This window comes from Paenibacillus hemerocallicola (genome assembly GCF_006265175.1).
Classification (GTDB): Bacteria; Bacillota; Bacilli; order Paenibacillales; family NBRC-103111; genus Paenibacillus_AB; species Paenibacillus_AB hemerocallicola.
This window is the reverse complement of the sequence record NZ_VDCQ01000005.1, coordinates 111,972-126,726: the sequence shown is the minus strand read 5'-3', so window position 1 is coordinate 126,726 and position 14,755 is coordinate 111,972. Positions and strand designations below refer to the sequence as shown.

The following is a 14,755-nucleotide window of genomic DNA, read 5'->3' as shown; positions in this document are numbered from 1 at the left end:
AAATTACTCCGCTTCGGGAGGTAATGCTTTGTCTTTGCACCGGTGGCATATGCCTTGAAAGTCCAACCGATGGTCCAGTACCTTGAATTGGTATTCCCGCTCCAGACGTTCCTCGAGGGGCGTCAGCCAGTCCTCCATAATCTCGTCGACCGCCCCGCATTGCACGCATATGAGGTGGTGATGATGATGATGGTTGCTCTCGCTTCGCAAATCGTAACGGGCAACCCCGTCGCCGAAGTTCATTTTCTCGACGACATGCAGCTCGCTCAACAGCTCGAGCGTACGGTAAACGGTAGCCAACCCGATTTCTGGCGCTTTATCCTTGACGAGCATGAAGACGTCTTCCGCGCTCAAATGGTCCTCTTCGTTTTCCAATAATACACGCACGGTCGCTTCGCGCTGGGGTGTCAGCTTGTAGCCTTTGGACTGCAATGACTGCTTGATTTTTTCGATACGCGCTTCCATGTTCCTCCCCCTTTTGAGCGCATTCGCGTAATGCCAATTACCGTCGGATTCCCGCTCTCAGCGGTAATCGCCGCCATTTTCATTATAGGGGGAGGAACAAAACAAGTCAAACCTTTTAGAATCATTTTAATTGAGTCGGTTATTTGTTTTTGCTTTTATATTCTGCGATCTTTTTGACCGACTCTTCTTCGGCGCTCCGCAGAGCCGTGTTCAAATCCATTTTGTCCAAGGCGATTTGGTTGCCGAACGAAACGTATTGATTGACGAGATCGGTATCGTAGCCCGCTTTCGGAGGGATCGTCGCGAACTTGTTGAAGAACACCGCATTCCAGTTTCTGTCCTTGTACGGCGATTCTTTGCCGAGCTCTTTCTTGACCGTTTCGTTGTTCAGCACCGGCATGATGCCTTTGCGCGCCATCTCCGTCTGGAATTCGTCGGAAATCATATATTTGAGCACTTCCATAGTCGCTTCTTTGTTGCGTGCCATGTTCGTCATGCCGAAATAAGCCGGGTAAGATTGCGAGCCGATTCCTTTGTCTACCGTCGGAAGCGAGACGATATCCCAGTTGAGCGATTTCAGCTCTTGCTCCCAAACATAGATCAGGCTGGACAAATAGCCGAACATGCCTACGGTCTGATCTTTGACGAACATATTGATATCCGGAATTTTGTTGATTTTCTTAATGCCGTCGAGGTAACCGGGAACGCGCATCGGGTCCAAATAATAAGCTTGGAAATATTTTTTCCAACGCTCGTCTTTATTGATCGTAGGCGTATCGTTCGTCATGTCCGCATCGGGGATCGACATCGGATTCATCCTTATCGTATGGGTAGGCGAATGGGTAAAGCCGAAATATTGCGTTCCGCCGTCGTTCCGCGTCAGCTTTTTGGACATCTCGACCATTTCGCTCCATGCCATGCCGTCCTTCGGATATGCGACCCCGAACTTGTCGAAGAGCGATTTGTTGTAATAGAGCACCAGATTGCTCGTGAACACCGGCAGCCCGTAGAACTTGCCGCCCGACGCTTGCTTAACCGCATCGACTACGGTCGGGTCCAATCGGTTCAAGTCGATTTTGTGGGTTTTGATCATATCGGTCATATCGTATTGAATGCCCGCCGGGAAGGCGTTCGATTCGAAATTGCCGATCGATTGGAAGAAAATATCGAATTTCGTGCCGTTTGCGATCAAATCGTTAAGCTGAGTACCCGCGCCCGTCCGCTGAATATATTTGATCGTCCAGTTCGGAAACTTTTTGCGAAGCGCGTTGCCGAACCGGTAATCGAAGCTTTCCACGGGATCGCCGTTATTGGAATAGAACACGACCTCCGCCGGATCTTTCGTAATATCTTTCGTCGAAGTTCCTTTGTCTCCCGGATCCGCGGCCTTTCCGCCGTCGCTTCCGCTATTCGAGCAAGCCGCCAGCGACCCCGCCACGACTATACAGGAGAGCAGCATCATCATTCGTTTTTTAAACAAGAGAAATCCCCCTTATCATTTCATATCCGATTTTCCTTAAATGCCCGATGCGATAGCAATCGATTTCCAAAGGTCTATCAGGATTCGAATTTGGACAGAATCATTGAGCCCTTACGATTCGTAACCGCTTTCATTATGAGGATTCATGCAAGCTGGACGTCCGAAGTCGATCGTCTTTGCAGTATGAGGCCCGAAGTCTGACTTTTGTTCACCTCCTTGCAGCCGATTTTCTCGAGCGACCGTAAATCCGATTCCCGTAACAAAAATCCTCCTCGAGATTGGTTGAGAAATACCCTTGCTTCGATGAACGACCACTCATTGGGGTTGACGTCCGGATTGGCAATCGATTACTATTATGATTCCTTACGGAGATTATAGCAACCGCTTCCATTTCGAGCAACCCATTTTTTTCAAATCGTCCGTTGCTCCCGTTTTCACGTTTATTTGTGGCGCCCCCTTTTCATTTCCCTGATTCAAACCGATGAACTACCTACATTATTGCAACCATACCAATTAAAGTATTTGCACATTTTATCGCTTATTTTGCACTCCGCTTTGCAAAATACTTCTTGAAATCGATGAAATATTTATACTTCAGCAAGTATTTGTAAGCGATTACATTTAGAGCTTCCAGCCTCCCTCGCCTATGATGATTCGGTGATTTCAGACGCAAAGCCGCTTCGCGGAACAACATGAAACCTATACCGCTTTCGCATCTTTCTTATCCCATAATAAATCCGTTACAAAAAAATGTAAAGTTGTATTTTACGTAATTTATAAAAACAATTTGTAATCGTTACATTTTCCGCAACTATTTTTTATTTCCATCTCATGCTATGATATACGAGAGAACATAAGGTCGATTCGCGACCATATGGAAAGGGAGAACTCCGTGACTACTTTAAAAGATATCGCCCTAGCGGCCGGCGTAACGACCGCCACCGTATCGAGAGCGCTGAACGACGAGCCGGGCGTCAAGGACGCGACCCGCCATAAAATTATCACGATTGCGAAGGAATTGAATTATGCCGCCGGACTTGCCGCCAAACGGATATCGGGGACGAAAGCCAACAGCATCGGGATTATTTGGTATCCCCCGGTCGGACTGTTCTTCAACCATTTATGCAACGAAATTCAACGTCAAGCCGCTTCCCGCGATTATTATATTCTCGTATCGTTCGCCAAGCCCGAAGAAGCGATGCGCCAGCTCAACGAACATCAGGTGGAGAAAATCATTTACTGGTGCGGCACCGGATGGAAGCCGAGCCTGGAGTTTCTGCAGGAAAAGCAGCGATTTCAAGGCGAAATGCTAGTTATAGGAGGAGGAAGCGTTGAGGGAGCCCACCGCTTGGCGGTCGACCGGAAGGACGCGATCATGAAGGCGGTTCGGCATCTGGCCGAGCTCGGGCACAAACGCATTGCGTTCGTCGGAGTCGCAACCGACAAATTAATGGGGTACACGTTAGGTTTGCTCGAAAATCGGCTCGAATACGATCCCGATTATTTTATTAACGTTCATAACGCCCAGCTGCCGGAAGAGCACATCGCCAAGCTGCTGGTCCATAACGACAAAAGCTCGAAACCTACCGCCGTAATCGTAGACAGCCACGGTTATTTGTTCCCTTTCATCCAAATTATCCGGAAGCTGAAGCTGCGCGTTCCCGAGGACTTTTCACTCGTAGCGTACGAGACGCTGCCCGAGATGGAGAAGCTGCTGGATGTCCCGATCACGGCCGTTGGTCCAAGCTTTGAGCAATTGGCGGAGCAGTCGATCAAGCTGCTCTTGGACGTCTCTACCGAACAGAAGGAGTGCGAGTGGTACGACCAGACGCTGCCTTCGGAGCTGATCGTCCGTCCCTCCACCGCCGCGCTGACGGAATGAGAGAGCGTTATCCTGCCTGAGCGACCAGCATCGGCGTCACCCATTTGATCATGACCGGCGACAAATAGGCTTCGAACAGAGCTACACCGAACAACAGCGCCGCCATGCTGAACGCCATCGACGTATACCGGACGAACATGGGGTAGAGCGCACCGCGCTTCTGGATAAACCGATTTTTTACGATATATATGGAGAAGGCGCACGCCCCTACGCTGCACATGACGAGGGCCGGGATAACGATCAGGTTTTGCGGCGCAATCGAGACGAAGGCGAACAGCATGCCTTTCCACGACAAGGAGCCGACCAAATAACCGACCGAAAATCCGATCAGGACGCCTTTCAAAAAATCCAGAAGAAAAATGAGCGGCAGTCCGATAACGGATAACCCGAGCACCCAAATAAGCATGATCCATTTCAGATGAAGGGAGAACGACTCCCACAACGTCGTCTGGCCGCCGAATTCGCTGCCTTGATTGACGATCTGAATGAAGCTGTTGATGTGTCTTGCCATTTCCTCCTTCTGACCGGGCGACAGCGCGTTCACCATCAGCGCGCCGAAGACGACGCCCATGACGAACAGCACCGAGACGAACAAATAGAGCGGCAAATGGTCCTTCATATAGAGTCGCATCCGATAGTTTCGATTCATGTCGGCTTCCTCCCCTTGTCCTACTGATTCCAGCATATGTACAAGGGAAGGAAACTATGATTCCCGTTTCCGGACAAGCTTCACTTTTGGGAGCACTATGGCCTGGATACTTTCCCGTAACGCCCTCCGCCGCCGGCCTCGAAAGCAAGACTGCCTTCCCGAGCCCGGATGATGGCCGAAGCGATATCTTCTCCCGCCGCCTCCCGGATTTCCTGTGCGGATGCGCTGTGCAAAATATTCATTTCCGTTCCGAACGTATCCAGCATCGCTTGAAGCTTCTTTTTGCCGAGCCCGGGAATGAACTCGAGCGGCACTTGAAAGAAATAGGGCGGATGATGCGGTGCGATTTGTCCCGCCCCCCGGTCGGCGATTGCCCGTATCCGGTCCATGACTCCCCTGACGATTTTGGCGCTTCCGCAATACAAGCATCGGTCTACTGCCGTATCCGCTTCGTCGAGTACGGATTCGCATGAGTCGCAATATGTGCGGTGGTATTTGCCCAAGCGCGGATTCAATCCGTAGTTCGCCGCGACCTTGCGTCCTTCCTCGCGGGCGAGCGCGAGCTTCAATTCGTCGAAGCTCGGGTTTGCCATTAGCAGCCGGTTGTATTCCCGGCCGATTTTACCGAGCGAATGGGCGTCCGAGTTCGTCACGAACGAGTAACGGTCAAGCTCCGACAAGCAGCTTGCCATTTCCGTATCCGCCGACAGTCCGAGCTCTACCGCAGCTACCTTGTCGGGGTCCAGCAGGTTGGCGAGCGATGTTGTCCCGCTTCCATACACGCTTTTGTAGGGAGTGAATATATGTGCGGGAACGAGCAGGCCTCCGCGGCCGACGACTTCCTCCTGCAGCGTGCGCGCCGAAACGTATATGCGCTGGGAGCTAAGACCGACGTTTTTCATATGCGGACGCATCCATTCGGTAAACTCCCGCATATCTGCGATCGTAGGCAAATAGGCAAGCAAGTGGGCCGGTCCCATTCCCGGGTCTCTTACTTCGATTTCGCTGCCAAGCATGACTGTCGTCCGGTTGTACCGGATGCCCCCTCCTTGCTGCTCCTCCATCTGCCCGATATCCAGATAGTGCATGATTTCTTCCTGTACGGCCGGAGAATGGCAATCGATAATGCCGATCACTTCGATCCCTTTGCGTTCGGACGCTTCCTTGGCTATATTGTAAAACGTCAAATCGCGGCTGCCGCTTATTTTGACCGGCGCTCCCTTCTCGGTTCGTCCGATATGGATATGCAGGTCGACAAAATAACTGTTCATAGCGTATAGGAGCCGGTTAAGAGGTGCAGCTGCCAGGCGTATACGGCGGCAATCGTCTTCGCATCGCTAATTCGACCTTCCTTGATATATTGCTTGGCGGTATCGAGCGTAATGGCTTCGCAATCGAGAAACTCGTCCTCGTCCGGCTTCGCCGTGCCCGCCGTCAGTGTATCCGCTACGTATAGATGCAATATTTCGTCCGCGAATCCGGGCGACGTATAGAAAGAGCTGATGAGACGAACCTCGCCGCAGCTGTAGCCGGTCTCCTCCTCCAGCTCCCGCTTCGCCGCTTCCGTTTGATCTTCCCCCGGTTCCAGCTTGCCCGCCGGTATTTCCACCTGACTGCGCCCGAGCGCCTTCCGATACTGTTCGACGACGATCATTTTATTGTCGTGTATCGCCAATACCGCAACCGCTCCCGGATGTTTCACTACTTCGCGCGTAGCCGTCTCACCGTTGGGCAGCTTCACATGTTCGACTTGCAGGGAAATGACCTTGCCCTTGAATACCGGTTCCGTCTTGATTGTCACTTCTTCGTATTTGTAGCCGCTCATTCTTCCATCTCTCCAATCCGGTTATGTTCCTTATCGTTTCGCCTGTCCGCCGTCCGCAGTCATAGCTCGTCCAGTCCGCGCATACGTTGTTAGTATAACAGACTTTCAATCGGAAAATGAGGATGGGATGAGCGATGAAAAGCTATGTTACCGAAAAGCATCTCCGGCTTGTAGGCAAAGGATGGGAAGTACGCCAGCAGCTGCGCAAAATGTCCGGAGAGGCAATCGACGGCCAGTCGGAGCTGGCCGCGCTGCTCCCGATGCTCATCCAGGCGATCGAACGCGGGAAAGCGCAGCCTGAGCCGCAGCACACGCGCACAAATAAAACGACGGATCGTCGCGTAATCCCCTTCCCATCGTCGTAATGCCCGCCGGATACGATTCGAGGCAGCGCTCGACATCGTGCAGGCTAACTTCGCGAACCCATTCGATTTCGTGGCGCTCGGCACATCCGGACGAGGCAAGCTGCCGCCGGACGGCCTGTTTTTCCCGCTCGTCCCATTGTTCCGGCAGCGGGATTACCGCCGGTGTCAAGGCAAGCTTGCCGAGCGTTTCAAGCAAATGATCGCTGACCCCGGAGTGCCGTGCCCTCGTATCGGCAAAGCTGACCCGGGGAATGACGATCGGAGTCCCGCCGAGCGCCCGAACGGCATGCACCAGCTCCGCCATCTCCGTAGCCGTATGACCGAAAGGCGTTCCCGTCCCGACGATGCCCGGTCCCATCGCCGCAATGGCTATGTCCGCAGACTGTACGTGGCGTGCGGCCAGCAGCGCCGTATACTTATTGACCGCCTCGAGATCTCCCCCGTATGCATGGCCGTACGTAACCGTACCGCAAATCCACCCGGCTTCCTTTAATAGAGCGGCATGCCTGCTGAACGAGATCGGAAGCGCGCCGCCTTCCGTCATCACGTACGATACGCGAAGCGAATGCAGTGGACGGCTACTCCCGATCCATAAGGCGGCTGCCGGCAGCATGCTGTGCAACTCGCCGATCAGAACCGGCATTCCTTCTAGCGTGCGCGTCTCGGCGAATACCGCATGGTGCGGACTTGCCGGCTCCTCCACCGATAATACGGCCCGCTGCAACGACGTATAGCGCAGCTTCATAATATGTCCCGAATGATTCGGCGTACGGTCCGCATCGGTTTCCGGAATATCCGATTCTCCTGCCACCTCGGAAATAAAATGATACCCGCCGCTTCCGAGTCCCAGCTCTACTGCCGTGGCATTCATTTTCACCCGGTCTCCCAAGCGCAGTGGCCTTGAGACGTCCATATAATGTATGGCATGATTCGTACTACCGTCATCCGTCGCAACCACGACCTCCTGCACGACTCCTCTTTCCTCCGCAATACCTGCTACCGTTCCTCTTTTCCAAATGATCATGCTCTCTCTCCTCCAGCCAGACACAGCGTCAAACCGTATTCAAGTCCATCCTATGGATCGAGCGGCCGTTTTATGAGCATCGGACAGACGCGAAAAACCCCGTCTCCCATTGGAGGACGGGGCAAACGGGGTGACTGGGCTATTCCCAATTCAAACGGTTGCGATAGACGACCTGCTTGTCCCCTTCGGTTATTTCTCCGATGATCGCACCGTTTATGCCGTATTGGGACAAATGCTCCTTTACTTGACCGACAATGCCCGCGTCGACGACCAACACCATGCCGACGCCAAGGTTGAACGTCCGCTGCATTTCCCGTTCGTCCACGTTGCCGGCCTCGCGGATCAGCTTGAACACGGGCAAAATATCGATCGCGGATAAATCCACCGAGGCATTCAAACCCGGCGGGATGACCCGATTCAGATTGCCTTCGATGCCTCCGCCGGTAATATGGGCCATTCCGTGAAGCCCTTGGAGCCCGAAAAGCCCTTTCAAAGCATGGTAATAGCATAGATGCGGCTTCATAATCGCGTCGAGGAAGCTTTCCCCGCCAACCTGCTCCCCGAGAATGTCCGGCTTGCGGTCGATAATGGCGCGAACGAGCGTATAGCCGTTCGTATGGACGCCGTTCGAGGCGATTCCGAGCACGACGTCGCCTTTGCGGATCGCCGAGCCGTCGATAATGTTCGCCTTGTCCACGATGCCGACGATGCTCGAGGTCAGGATGAACGAGCCCGGCTCGAGCACGCCCGGCTGAATCGACGTTTCGCCTCCGGTCAGGACGCAGTCCTGTTCCTTGCAGGCCGCCGCCACCGCATCCACGATTTCGCCGATCGTCTCCTTCTCCACAGATCCGCAGATGATAGCATCCTGAACGGCGAGAGGCTTGGCACCCATGACGATAATATCGTTAATGAGATGGTTCACCATATCGTAGCAGACCGAGCGGATCCGGTTGTGCTGCACGGCCAGCTTCTGCTTCGAGCCCGGCTCCTCGGTTTTCATTACGAGCACCGGATGGTCGTATTCCGGAAATTTGAAGTCGAACAAGGACGCGAAAGCTCCCAGCGAATTGAGCACCCGACCGTCATTCGTCTCCAAGCTTTTGGCCATGTTTTGCTTCACTTCATCCGTATCGTCGATATTGATGCCCGCTTGCGCATACGTCAATTTTTGCTGTTCGCTCATTTGTACCCTCCTTTTACTGCTCCGTTATAGTGTGGCATCGGACCATGTCAATAAGGGGCTTGGTCAAATACTCCGTCCCTCCAACAGCCGCAATACGATCCGGATCGACTCGTTCCCGGGCAGCCACAGACGGGTATGCCTCGGAATCGCGTAGGCCTCCAGCAGCTCCGCGCCGGCTTCAAGCAGCTCCCCGAGCGTTAACGCTTCCTTCTGCAGAAGGCGCCCGTGCTCCAAAGGAATGAACACGACTCCTGCCACGTCGTCGTCCGGATTGACGTTAGCTTCCTCGGCCTCGCCGAGATACAGGCAAAAATAAACATATCGGCCGAAAGGGAGCCCCGGCCTGTACGGCTTGTCCGGATGCTTGCTCGTCATGCGCTCCAACAGAAACGGCGCGGTATTATCCGTACTTCGGACTTGGACGATTTCCCCCGTATCCATGTCATGGAAATAAGTGACATCGGATGAAACAAGCCTCACATCCTCATTTCCGAGCTCTTCTCTCGCCTCGCGGAGCGCGCACTCCAGAATCGATTCTCCCGGCTCCTGGCCTCCTCCGACTCCGCCTATTCTCAGTACCCCCTCCCCCAGCTCTTCCGGCATGCCGTCCGGATTCAATGTAATGGCCAGTTTGCCGTCACGTACCCAGACAATCCCGGCGCAAAAAGGCTGGTTGTCGGTCAAGGACAACACTTCGATCGTGCGCAACGGTTCACTCGTATTCGTCATCACAGGGTTCCTCCTGTATGTGCAGCGTCTTCGGCTTCTTTCTTTCCCATCATTTACTATACCATACGCTCGGTCAAGGAGAAGTGAACAAAAATAAAACGCCCGCGTAGGGGCGTGTAGTCGATATGGAAATGCTTATTTATTTGCTTGCGGTCTCCTTGACGATGGCTACGACAAGCTCGGAGATCGCCACAAGCTCGGAGATCGGCATCTGCTCCTCGGTCGTATGTATGTTCTCATATCCTACGGCAAGATTGACCGTCGGGATTCCCATGCCGTTAAACATATTGGCGTCGCTGCCGCCGCCCGTATGGAACGTCTTCGGCGTACGTCCGATCGATTCGATCGCCGTCATGGCCAGCTTTACGACCGGCGCGGTTTCATCGTATTTGTAAGCCGGGTAAATGACTTCGCTTATAAACTCTGCTTTGGCGCCCATTTCCTGCGCGGCCGACTCGCATGCCTGCTTCATCGACTCCAGCTGGCGGTCCAGCTTGGCTTGCTCGCGGCTTCTCGCTTCCGCCGCGATGTCGACCCGCTCGCACACGATATTCGTCGCGCCGCCGCCCGCAAAGCTGCCGATATTGGCCGTCGTCTCGAAGTCGATCCGGCCGAGCGACATGCGAGAAATCGCCTTGCTTGCCACCTGGATCGCGCTGACTCCGTCTTCGGGATTGACGCCGGCGTGTGCGGACCGCCCCTTGATCGTGATCTGGATGCGCGCCTGCGTCGGCGCGGCCACGGCGATTTCGCCGACTTTGCCGTTCGAGTCCAGGGCAAAACCATATTCGGCTTTCAGCTGCTCCGGCGGATTGGCCGCCATGGCCCGCGATCCGAACAAGCCGGATTCTTCTCCGGCCGTTATGACGAACAGGAGCTTTCCATGCGGAACACCTTGTTCTTTCAGCACTTGAATCGATTCGATCATGGCCGCGATGCCGGCTTTATCGTCGCTTCCCAGTATCGTCGTACCGTCGCTGCGGATATAGCCGTCATCATCCACCTTCGGCTTGATACCTTTGCCGGGCGTTACCGTATCCATATGACAGGTGAACAGAAGGGTCGGTGCATGCGTCTTGTCCGGCGTCGCCTCCAGCGTGCAGATCAGGTTGCCCGATCCGTGCCCGGTCGCGGCGGCGGTATCGTCCTCGTATACGCTCAAGCCGAGCTCGCCGAACAGCTTTTTCAGCGCAACGCTTATTTCCTGCTCATGCTTGGTCTCGCTGTCAATGCGTACCAGCTGCAAAAACTGCTCGACCAGCCGATTTTGTTGGATCATCTTACTTTCCTCCCTGCCATGGATTAAGGTACAATATACGTATGTCCTTATCGATTTCTAATATAACCTATTTCGAGGAGTTGAAAGCCTTGTTCGGCAAAACATTCGTCAAAGTGATGGTATACCTGATGTTATTCGCGATGATTTCCTCGGTTATCGTGTCGGCGGTCTTCATGTTCCTCTGATCACGGTCCGTAACTTTTCCGCTGTTCGGGCGGCTCACGGCGGCACATGCATCGCAAGGCACGGCTTAATACAGCTTCGTCTCGATCGAGTAGCTTTCCAGATTTTCCTTCACCCGCTGCAGAAACCGTCCGCATATGACGCCGTCCAATATGCGGTGGTCCAGCGACAGGCAAATGTTCGCCATCGAGCGGACCGCAATCATGTCATGTATGACGACCGGCCTTTTTACGATCGTTTCGAACGTAAGATTGACCGCCTGCGGGTAATTGATTATCGGATAAGATAAAATCGAACCGAACGATCCGGTGTTGTTGACCGTAATCGTTCCTCCTTGCACGTCGTCCAGCTTCAGCTTGCCCGAACGCGCCTTGCGCGACAGTTCGTCGATCTCGCGCGCGAGACCGGCGATATTTTTTTGATCGGCCTTTTTGATCACCGGGGTAATGACGGAATCTTCCGTCCCTACGGAAAGCGAAATGTTAATATCCCGTTTGACGATGATTTTGTCTACCGCCCATACCGAGTTCACGATCGGATAATCCTTGATCGCATTGACGACAGCCTTCAGGACGAATGCCAAGTACGTCAGATTGATGCCTTCCTTCTTCATGAACTCGTCCTTGATTTTGTTGCGCAGGACGACCAGGTTCGTGACGTCCACCTCGATCATCGTCCAGGCATGCGGAATTTCCGCAACGCTCTGACGCATACGGGTAGCGATCGTATTGCGGATCGGGGTTACGTCGATTATGTATTCTCCCCGTCCGTCGTCTCTGCGGCTCTCGACCTCGATTTTCGGAATCGGCGGCTCCTCGGACAAGTGCAGCCCCGTCGAGCGCACCGGCTGCTCGGGCGCTTTGTTCGCAACCGGAGCTTGGCTTGCGGGCGTTGCGACAGGGACTGCTCCCGCAGACGACGCACGCGCTTTCTCCGCTCCGCCCTCTTCGATAAATTTCAGTACGTCTTTGCGGGTAATTCGGCCTCCCAGCCCCGTTCCGTTAAGGTGCAGCAGGTTGATCCCGTGTTCGCTCGCAATCTGCTGCACCGCGGGCGAGTACCGGTTTCGCATCCCCGTATCGCCCGAGGGCGGGAAAACGGCCGGCGTACCGGCAGCAGAAGAGGACCCGGCCGCGTCGGTCTCCGATTGCTCCGTTCCATTGCTATCGCCGGATTCGGCGATCAACGCGACTACTGCGCCGACCGGCACCGTATCGCCTTCATTGGCCAGCAGCTCGATCAACGTGCCTTCTACCGTCGACGGGAGCTCTGCGTTCACTTTTTCCGTAATCAGCTCGCAAATCGGTTCGTATTGCTCCACGTAATCGCCCGGCTTCTTCAGCCATTTGCTGATCGTAGCCGAGACAAGCGACTCCGCAAGCTGGGGAATGACGATTTCGGTGCCTTGCGCCTTCGTTCCTTTCATGCGCTAAACCTCCCGGGTAAATCGCTCCGCGCGCAGCCGCCCCAATTGTCGGGCTTGCGCCGGAGCAAATTGATAGTTATCTAGAGCTTAGTACAAGGCGAGGTTGCGCATCGCTTCCTTCACTTTGTCCTTGTTGAGCATATAGTGCTTCTCGAGTACGGGACTGATCGGCATCGCGGGAACGTCCGGGCTGCACAGCCGCATAATCGGCGCATCCAGTTCGAACAGCAGCTCCTCGGCCACGATGGCGGACACCTCGGCGCCTACGCCGCCGGTCTTGTTGTCTTCGTGAACGATCAATACTTTCCCCGTTTTGGCGGAAGCCTCGAGGATCGCTTCCTTGTCCAGCGGCTGGATCGTGCGCAGGTCGAGCACGAGTGCGCTGATGCCTTCCTTCGCCAATTCCCCCGCCGCTTCCAATGCGAAATGAACGGTCAATCCGTATGTGATGACGGTAATGTCCGTACCGTCGCGCTTGACATCGGCTTTGCCGATCGGCACGATGTAATCGTCCTCCGGCACTTCGCCCTCGGCCAGCTGATAACATTTTTTATGTTCGAAATAAAGGACCGGATCGGCATCGCGGATCGCCGCTTTCAACAAGCCCTTCGCATCGTATGGAGTCGACGGGAAGACGATTTTCAACCCCGGAGTACCGAAGAAGATCGATTCGGTGCATTGGGAATGGTACAGTCCTCCGAAAATGCCTCCGCCGATCGGGGCCCGGATGACGACCGGACACGACCAGTCGTTATTCGAACGATAGCGGATTTTCGCCGCTTCGCTAATAATCTGATTCGTCGCGGGCAGCATGAAATCGGCATACTGCATCTCCGCGATCGGCCGCATTCCGTACATGGCTGCCCCGATTGCGACCCCGGCGATGGCCGATTCGGCAAGCGGCGTATCGAGCACGCGCAGGTCGCCGAACTGCTCGACCATCCCTTTCGTCGCGCCGAAGACGCCTCCCTTGTAGCCTACGTCTTCGCCGAGTACGAATACGTTATCGTCACGCACCATTTCCTCGCGCATCGCTTCTCGGATCGCCGTCAAATAGTTCACGACCGGCATCGGTTATTCCCCCTCTTCATCGGCATAGACGTGACGGTGCAAATGCTCCGGATCCGGAAAAGGAGCTTTGTCGCCGTACTCCGTCGCTTCCTTGAGCTCCGCGGTCAACTGTGCGACCAGGTTCGCGTCTTCCTCTTCGCTCCATATCCCGCATTCGATCAAATACGATTTGTAGCGCGGAATGGAGTCCTTCCCCCGGTGCATATCGATTTCCTCTTTAGTCCGGTAAGCGAGATCGTTATCGGACGTGGAATGCGGAGACAGCCGATAGGTCACCGCCTCGATCAGCGTCGGACCTTCTCCGCGCATCGCCCGCTCCCGCGCTTCCTTGACAACCCGGAACACTTCCAGCACGTCGTTGCCATCTACCTTCACGCCGGGAAAGCCGTACCCGATTGCCCGGTCTGCGATGGAAGCGGCCACTTGCTTGTGCAGCGGCACGGAAATCGCGTATTGGTTGTTCTCGCACATGAAAATGACGGGCAGCTTATGAACGCCTGCGAAATTGCAGCCTTCGTGAAAGTCGCCCTGATTGCTGGACCCGTCTCCGAACGTGACGAACGAGACGAACGGTTCGCCTTTCATTTTGGCCGCAAGCGCGAAGCCGACCGCATGCGGCACTTGAGTCGTCACGGGAGAGGAGCCGGTAACTATGCGCAGCTTGCGGTGCGAAAAATGGCCTGGCATTTGCCGGCCGGCGCTGTTCGGGTCGCCGGCTTTGGCGAACAGCGACAGCATCAGCTCCTTGGGCGTCATGCCGACGCTAAGAACAAATGCGTAGTCGCGGTAATATGGCAGAAAATAATCGCGGTTCCGATCGAGCGCGAATGCCGCGCCGACTTGGGCCGCCTCCTGTCCGATTCCGGAAACGTGAAAGTTGATTTTGCCAGCCCGTTGCAGCAGCAGGGCGCGTTCGTCATACTTTCGTGCGAGCAGCATGAACCTGTACATGTCGAGCGCTTGCGTGTCGGATAGGCCCAATTGCTTGTGCTTCGTCAATTGACCGATGGACATGGGGCTTCAGCCTCCTGGTCGGCCGAACGGATCGGGCGCTAGATCGCCCTCGCTCGCCGGATTAATGGTTATGGATCAAATATCGGGGTCCCCGGAAAGTACTGGGAAAAACTGCTAAGCAATACTTCACTTTTTGGGGATCGTCTTTAGTATCTGGTCCTAAGAGTTGACTCTATA

The 14,755-nt window shown here is 54.6% G+C and carries 14 protein-coding genes; 2 read left to right on the top strand and 12 right to left on the bottom strand.

The features are described from left to right. Positions 1-3: 3 nt before the first annotated feature. Both fur and FE784_RS05275 read right to left on the bottom strand, forming a co-directional pair. Positions 4-465 (bottom strand): ferric iron uptake transcriptional regulator, encoded by a 462-nt coding sequence (fur, locus tag FE784_RS05280; RefSeq protein ID WP_139601083.1) that lies wholly within the window; start codon positions 463-465, stop codon positions 4-6. A 139-nt stretch (positions 466-604) separates the two neighbouring features. Then, positions 605-1,945 carry an ABC transporter substrate-binding protein gene (locus FE784_RS05275; RefSeq protein ID WP_139601082.1) on the bottom strand — a complete coding sequence of 447 codons (1,341 nt, stop codon included), beginning with the start codon at positions 1,943-1,945 and terminating at the stop codon, positions 605-607. Positions 1,946-2,837: 892 nt separating this feature from the next. On the opposite strand from FE784_RS05275, the gene FE784_RS05270 reads away from it, so the two are divergent. Beyond that, complete coding sequence (locus tag FE784_RS05270) at positions 2,838-3,827, top strand: LacI family DNA-binding transcriptional regulator (protein WP_176705977.1); 990 nt, start codon at positions 2,838-2,840, stop codon at positions 3,825-3,827. Between the two features lie 7 nt (positions 3,828-3,834). Here FE784_RS05270 and spoIIM read toward each other — a convergent pair whose 3' ends face one another. From spoIIM to FE784_RS05255, 3 genes are all read right to left on the bottom strand, one after another. Next, on the bottom strand, positions 3,835-4,476 hold the full coding sequence (spoIIM, locus tag FE784_RS05265; protein WP_139601080.1) for a stage II sporulation protein M: 642 nt from the start codon (positions 4,474-4,476) through the stop codon (positions 3,835-3,837). Positions 4,477-4,571: 95 nt separating this feature from the next. Next, on the bottom strand, positions 4,572-5,747 hold the full coding sequence (locus tag FE784_RS05260) for an endonuclease Q family protein (RefSeq protein WP_139601079.1): 1,176 nt from the start codon (positions 5,745-5,747) through the stop codon (positions 4,572-4,574). Continuing rightward, complete coding sequence (locus FE784_RS05255) at positions 5,744-6,301, bottom strand: NUDIX hydrolase (RefSeq protein ID WP_139601078.1); 558 nt, start codon at positions 6,299-6,301, stop codon at positions 5,744-5,746. The genes FE784_RS05260 and FE784_RS05255 overlap by 4 nt, the downstream gene beginning before the upstream one ends. Before the next feature lie 134 nt (positions 6,302-6,435). On the opposite strand from FE784_RS05255, the gene mciZ reads away from it, so the two are divergent. Continuing rightward, positions 6,436-6,666, top strand: coding sequence for a Z-ring formation inhibitor MciZ (mciZ, locus tag FE784_RS42780; RefSeq protein ID WP_139601077.1), 231 nt, complete (start codon positions 6,436-6,438; stop codon positions 6,664-6,666). Here mciZ and FE784_RS05245 read toward each other — a convergent pair. The 7 genes from FE784_RS05245 to FE784_RS05215 form a co-directional block, all read right to left on the bottom strand. Further along, positions 6,566-7,690 carry a DUF3866 family protein gene (locus tag FE784_RS05245; protein ID WP_139601076.1) on the bottom strand — a complete coding sequence of 375 codons (1,125 nt, stop codon included), beginning with the start codon at positions 7,688-7,690 and terminating at the stop codon, positions 6,566-6,568. The two genes, mciZ and FE784_RS05245, sit on opposite strands and share 101 nt — an antisense overlap. Before the next feature lie 139 nt (positions 7,691-7,829). Continuing rightward, positions 7,830-8,876, bottom strand: a complete 1,047-nt coding sequence (gene purM, locus FE784_RS05240) for a phosphoribosylformylglycinamidine cyclo-ligase (protein WP_139601075.1) — start codon at positions 8,874-8,876, stop codon at positions 7,830-7,832. A gap of 63 nt (positions 8,877-8,939) precedes the next feature. Continuing rightward, complete coding sequence (locus FE784_RS05235) at positions 8,940-9,605, bottom strand: NUDIX hydrolase (protein ID WP_139601074.1); 666 nt, start codon at positions 9,603-9,605, stop codon at positions 8,940-8,942. Positions 9,606-9,744: 139 nt separating this feature from the next. Next, positions 9,745-10,884, bottom strand: coding sequence for a M20/M25/M40 family metallo-hydrolase (locus FE784_RS05230; RefSeq protein ID WP_139601073.1), 1,140 nt, complete (start codon positions 10,882-10,884; stop codon positions 9,745-9,747). Positions 10,885-11,134: 250 nt separating this feature from the next. Beyond that, positions 11,135-12,493 carry a dihydrolipoamide acetyltransferase family protein gene (locus FE784_RS05225; RefSeq protein WP_139601072.1) on the bottom strand — a complete coding sequence of 453 codons (1,359 nt, stop codon included), beginning with the start codon at positions 12,491-12,493 and terminating at the stop codon, positions 11,135-11,137. Positions 12,494-12,580: 87 nt separating this feature from the next. Continuing rightward, on the bottom strand, positions 12,581-13,564 hold the full coding sequence (locus tag FE784_RS05220) for an alpha-ketoacid dehydrogenase subunit beta (protein WP_139601071.1): 984 nt from the start codon (positions 13,562-13,564) through the stop codon (positions 12,581-12,583). 3 nt (positions 13,565-13,567) lie between these two features. Next, positions 13,568-14,578 carry a thiamine pyrophosphate-dependent dehydrogenase E1 component subunit alpha gene (locus tag FE784_RS05215; RefSeq protein WP_139601070.1) on the bottom strand — a complete coding sequence of 337 codons (1,011 nt, stop codon included), beginning with the start codon at positions 14,576-14,578 and terminating at the stop codon, positions 13,568-13,570. Positions 14,579-14,755: the final 177 nt, after the last annotated feature.

What these genes read in the sequence shown, in the direction of transcription:
- fur (WP_139601083.1), bottom strand. Translation starts at nt 465, where the DNA reads ATGGAAGCGCGTATCGAAAAAATCAAGCAGTCATTGCAGTCCAAAGGC.
- spoIIM (WP_139601080.1), bottom strand. Translation starts at nt 4,476, where the DNA reads ATGAATCGAAACTATCGGATGCGACTCTATATGAAGGACCATTTGCCG.
- FE784_RS05260 (WP_139601079.1), bottom strand. Translation starts at nt 5,747, where the DNA reads ATGAACAGTTATTTTGTCGACCTGCATATCCATATCGGACGAACCGAG.
- FE784_RS05255 (WP_139601078.1), bottom strand. Translation starts at nt 6,301, where the DNA reads ATGAGCGGCTACAAATACGAAGAAGTGACAATCAAGACGGAACCGGTA.
- mciZ (WP_139601077.1), top strand. Translation starts at nt 6,436, where the DNA reads ATGAAAAGCTATGTTACCGAAAAGCATCTCCGGCTTGTAGGCAAAGGA.
- FE784_RS05245 (WP_139601076.1), bottom strand. Translation starts at nt 7,690, where the DNA reads ATGATCATTTGGAAAAGAGGAACGGTAGCAGGTATTGCGGAGGAAAGA.
- purM (WP_139601075.1), bottom strand. Translation starts at nt 8,876, where the DNA reads ATGAGCGAACAGCAAAAATTGACGTATGCGCAAGCGGGCATCAATATC.
- FE784_RS05235 (WP_139601074.1), bottom strand. Translation starts at nt 9,605, where the DNA reads ATGACGAATACGAGTGAACCGTTGCGCACGATCGAAGTGTTGTCCTTG.
- FE784_RS05230 (WP_139601073.1), bottom strand. Translation starts at nt 10,884, where the DNA reads ATGATCCAACAAAATCGGCTGGTCGAGCAGTTTTTGCAGCTGGTACGC.
- FE784_RS05225 (WP_139601072.1), bottom strand. Translation starts at nt 12,493, where the DNA reads ATGAAAGGAACGAAGGCGCAAGGCACCGAAATCGTCATTCCCCAGCTT.
- FE784_RS05220 (WP_139601071.1), bottom strand. Translation starts at nt 13,564, where the DNA reads ATGCCGGTCGTGAACTATTTGACGGCGATCCGAGAAGCGATGCGCGAG.
- FE784_RS05215 (WP_139601070.1), bottom strand. Translation starts at nt 14,578, where the DNA reads ATGTCCATCGGTCAATTGACGAAGCACAAGCAATTGGGCCTATCCGAC.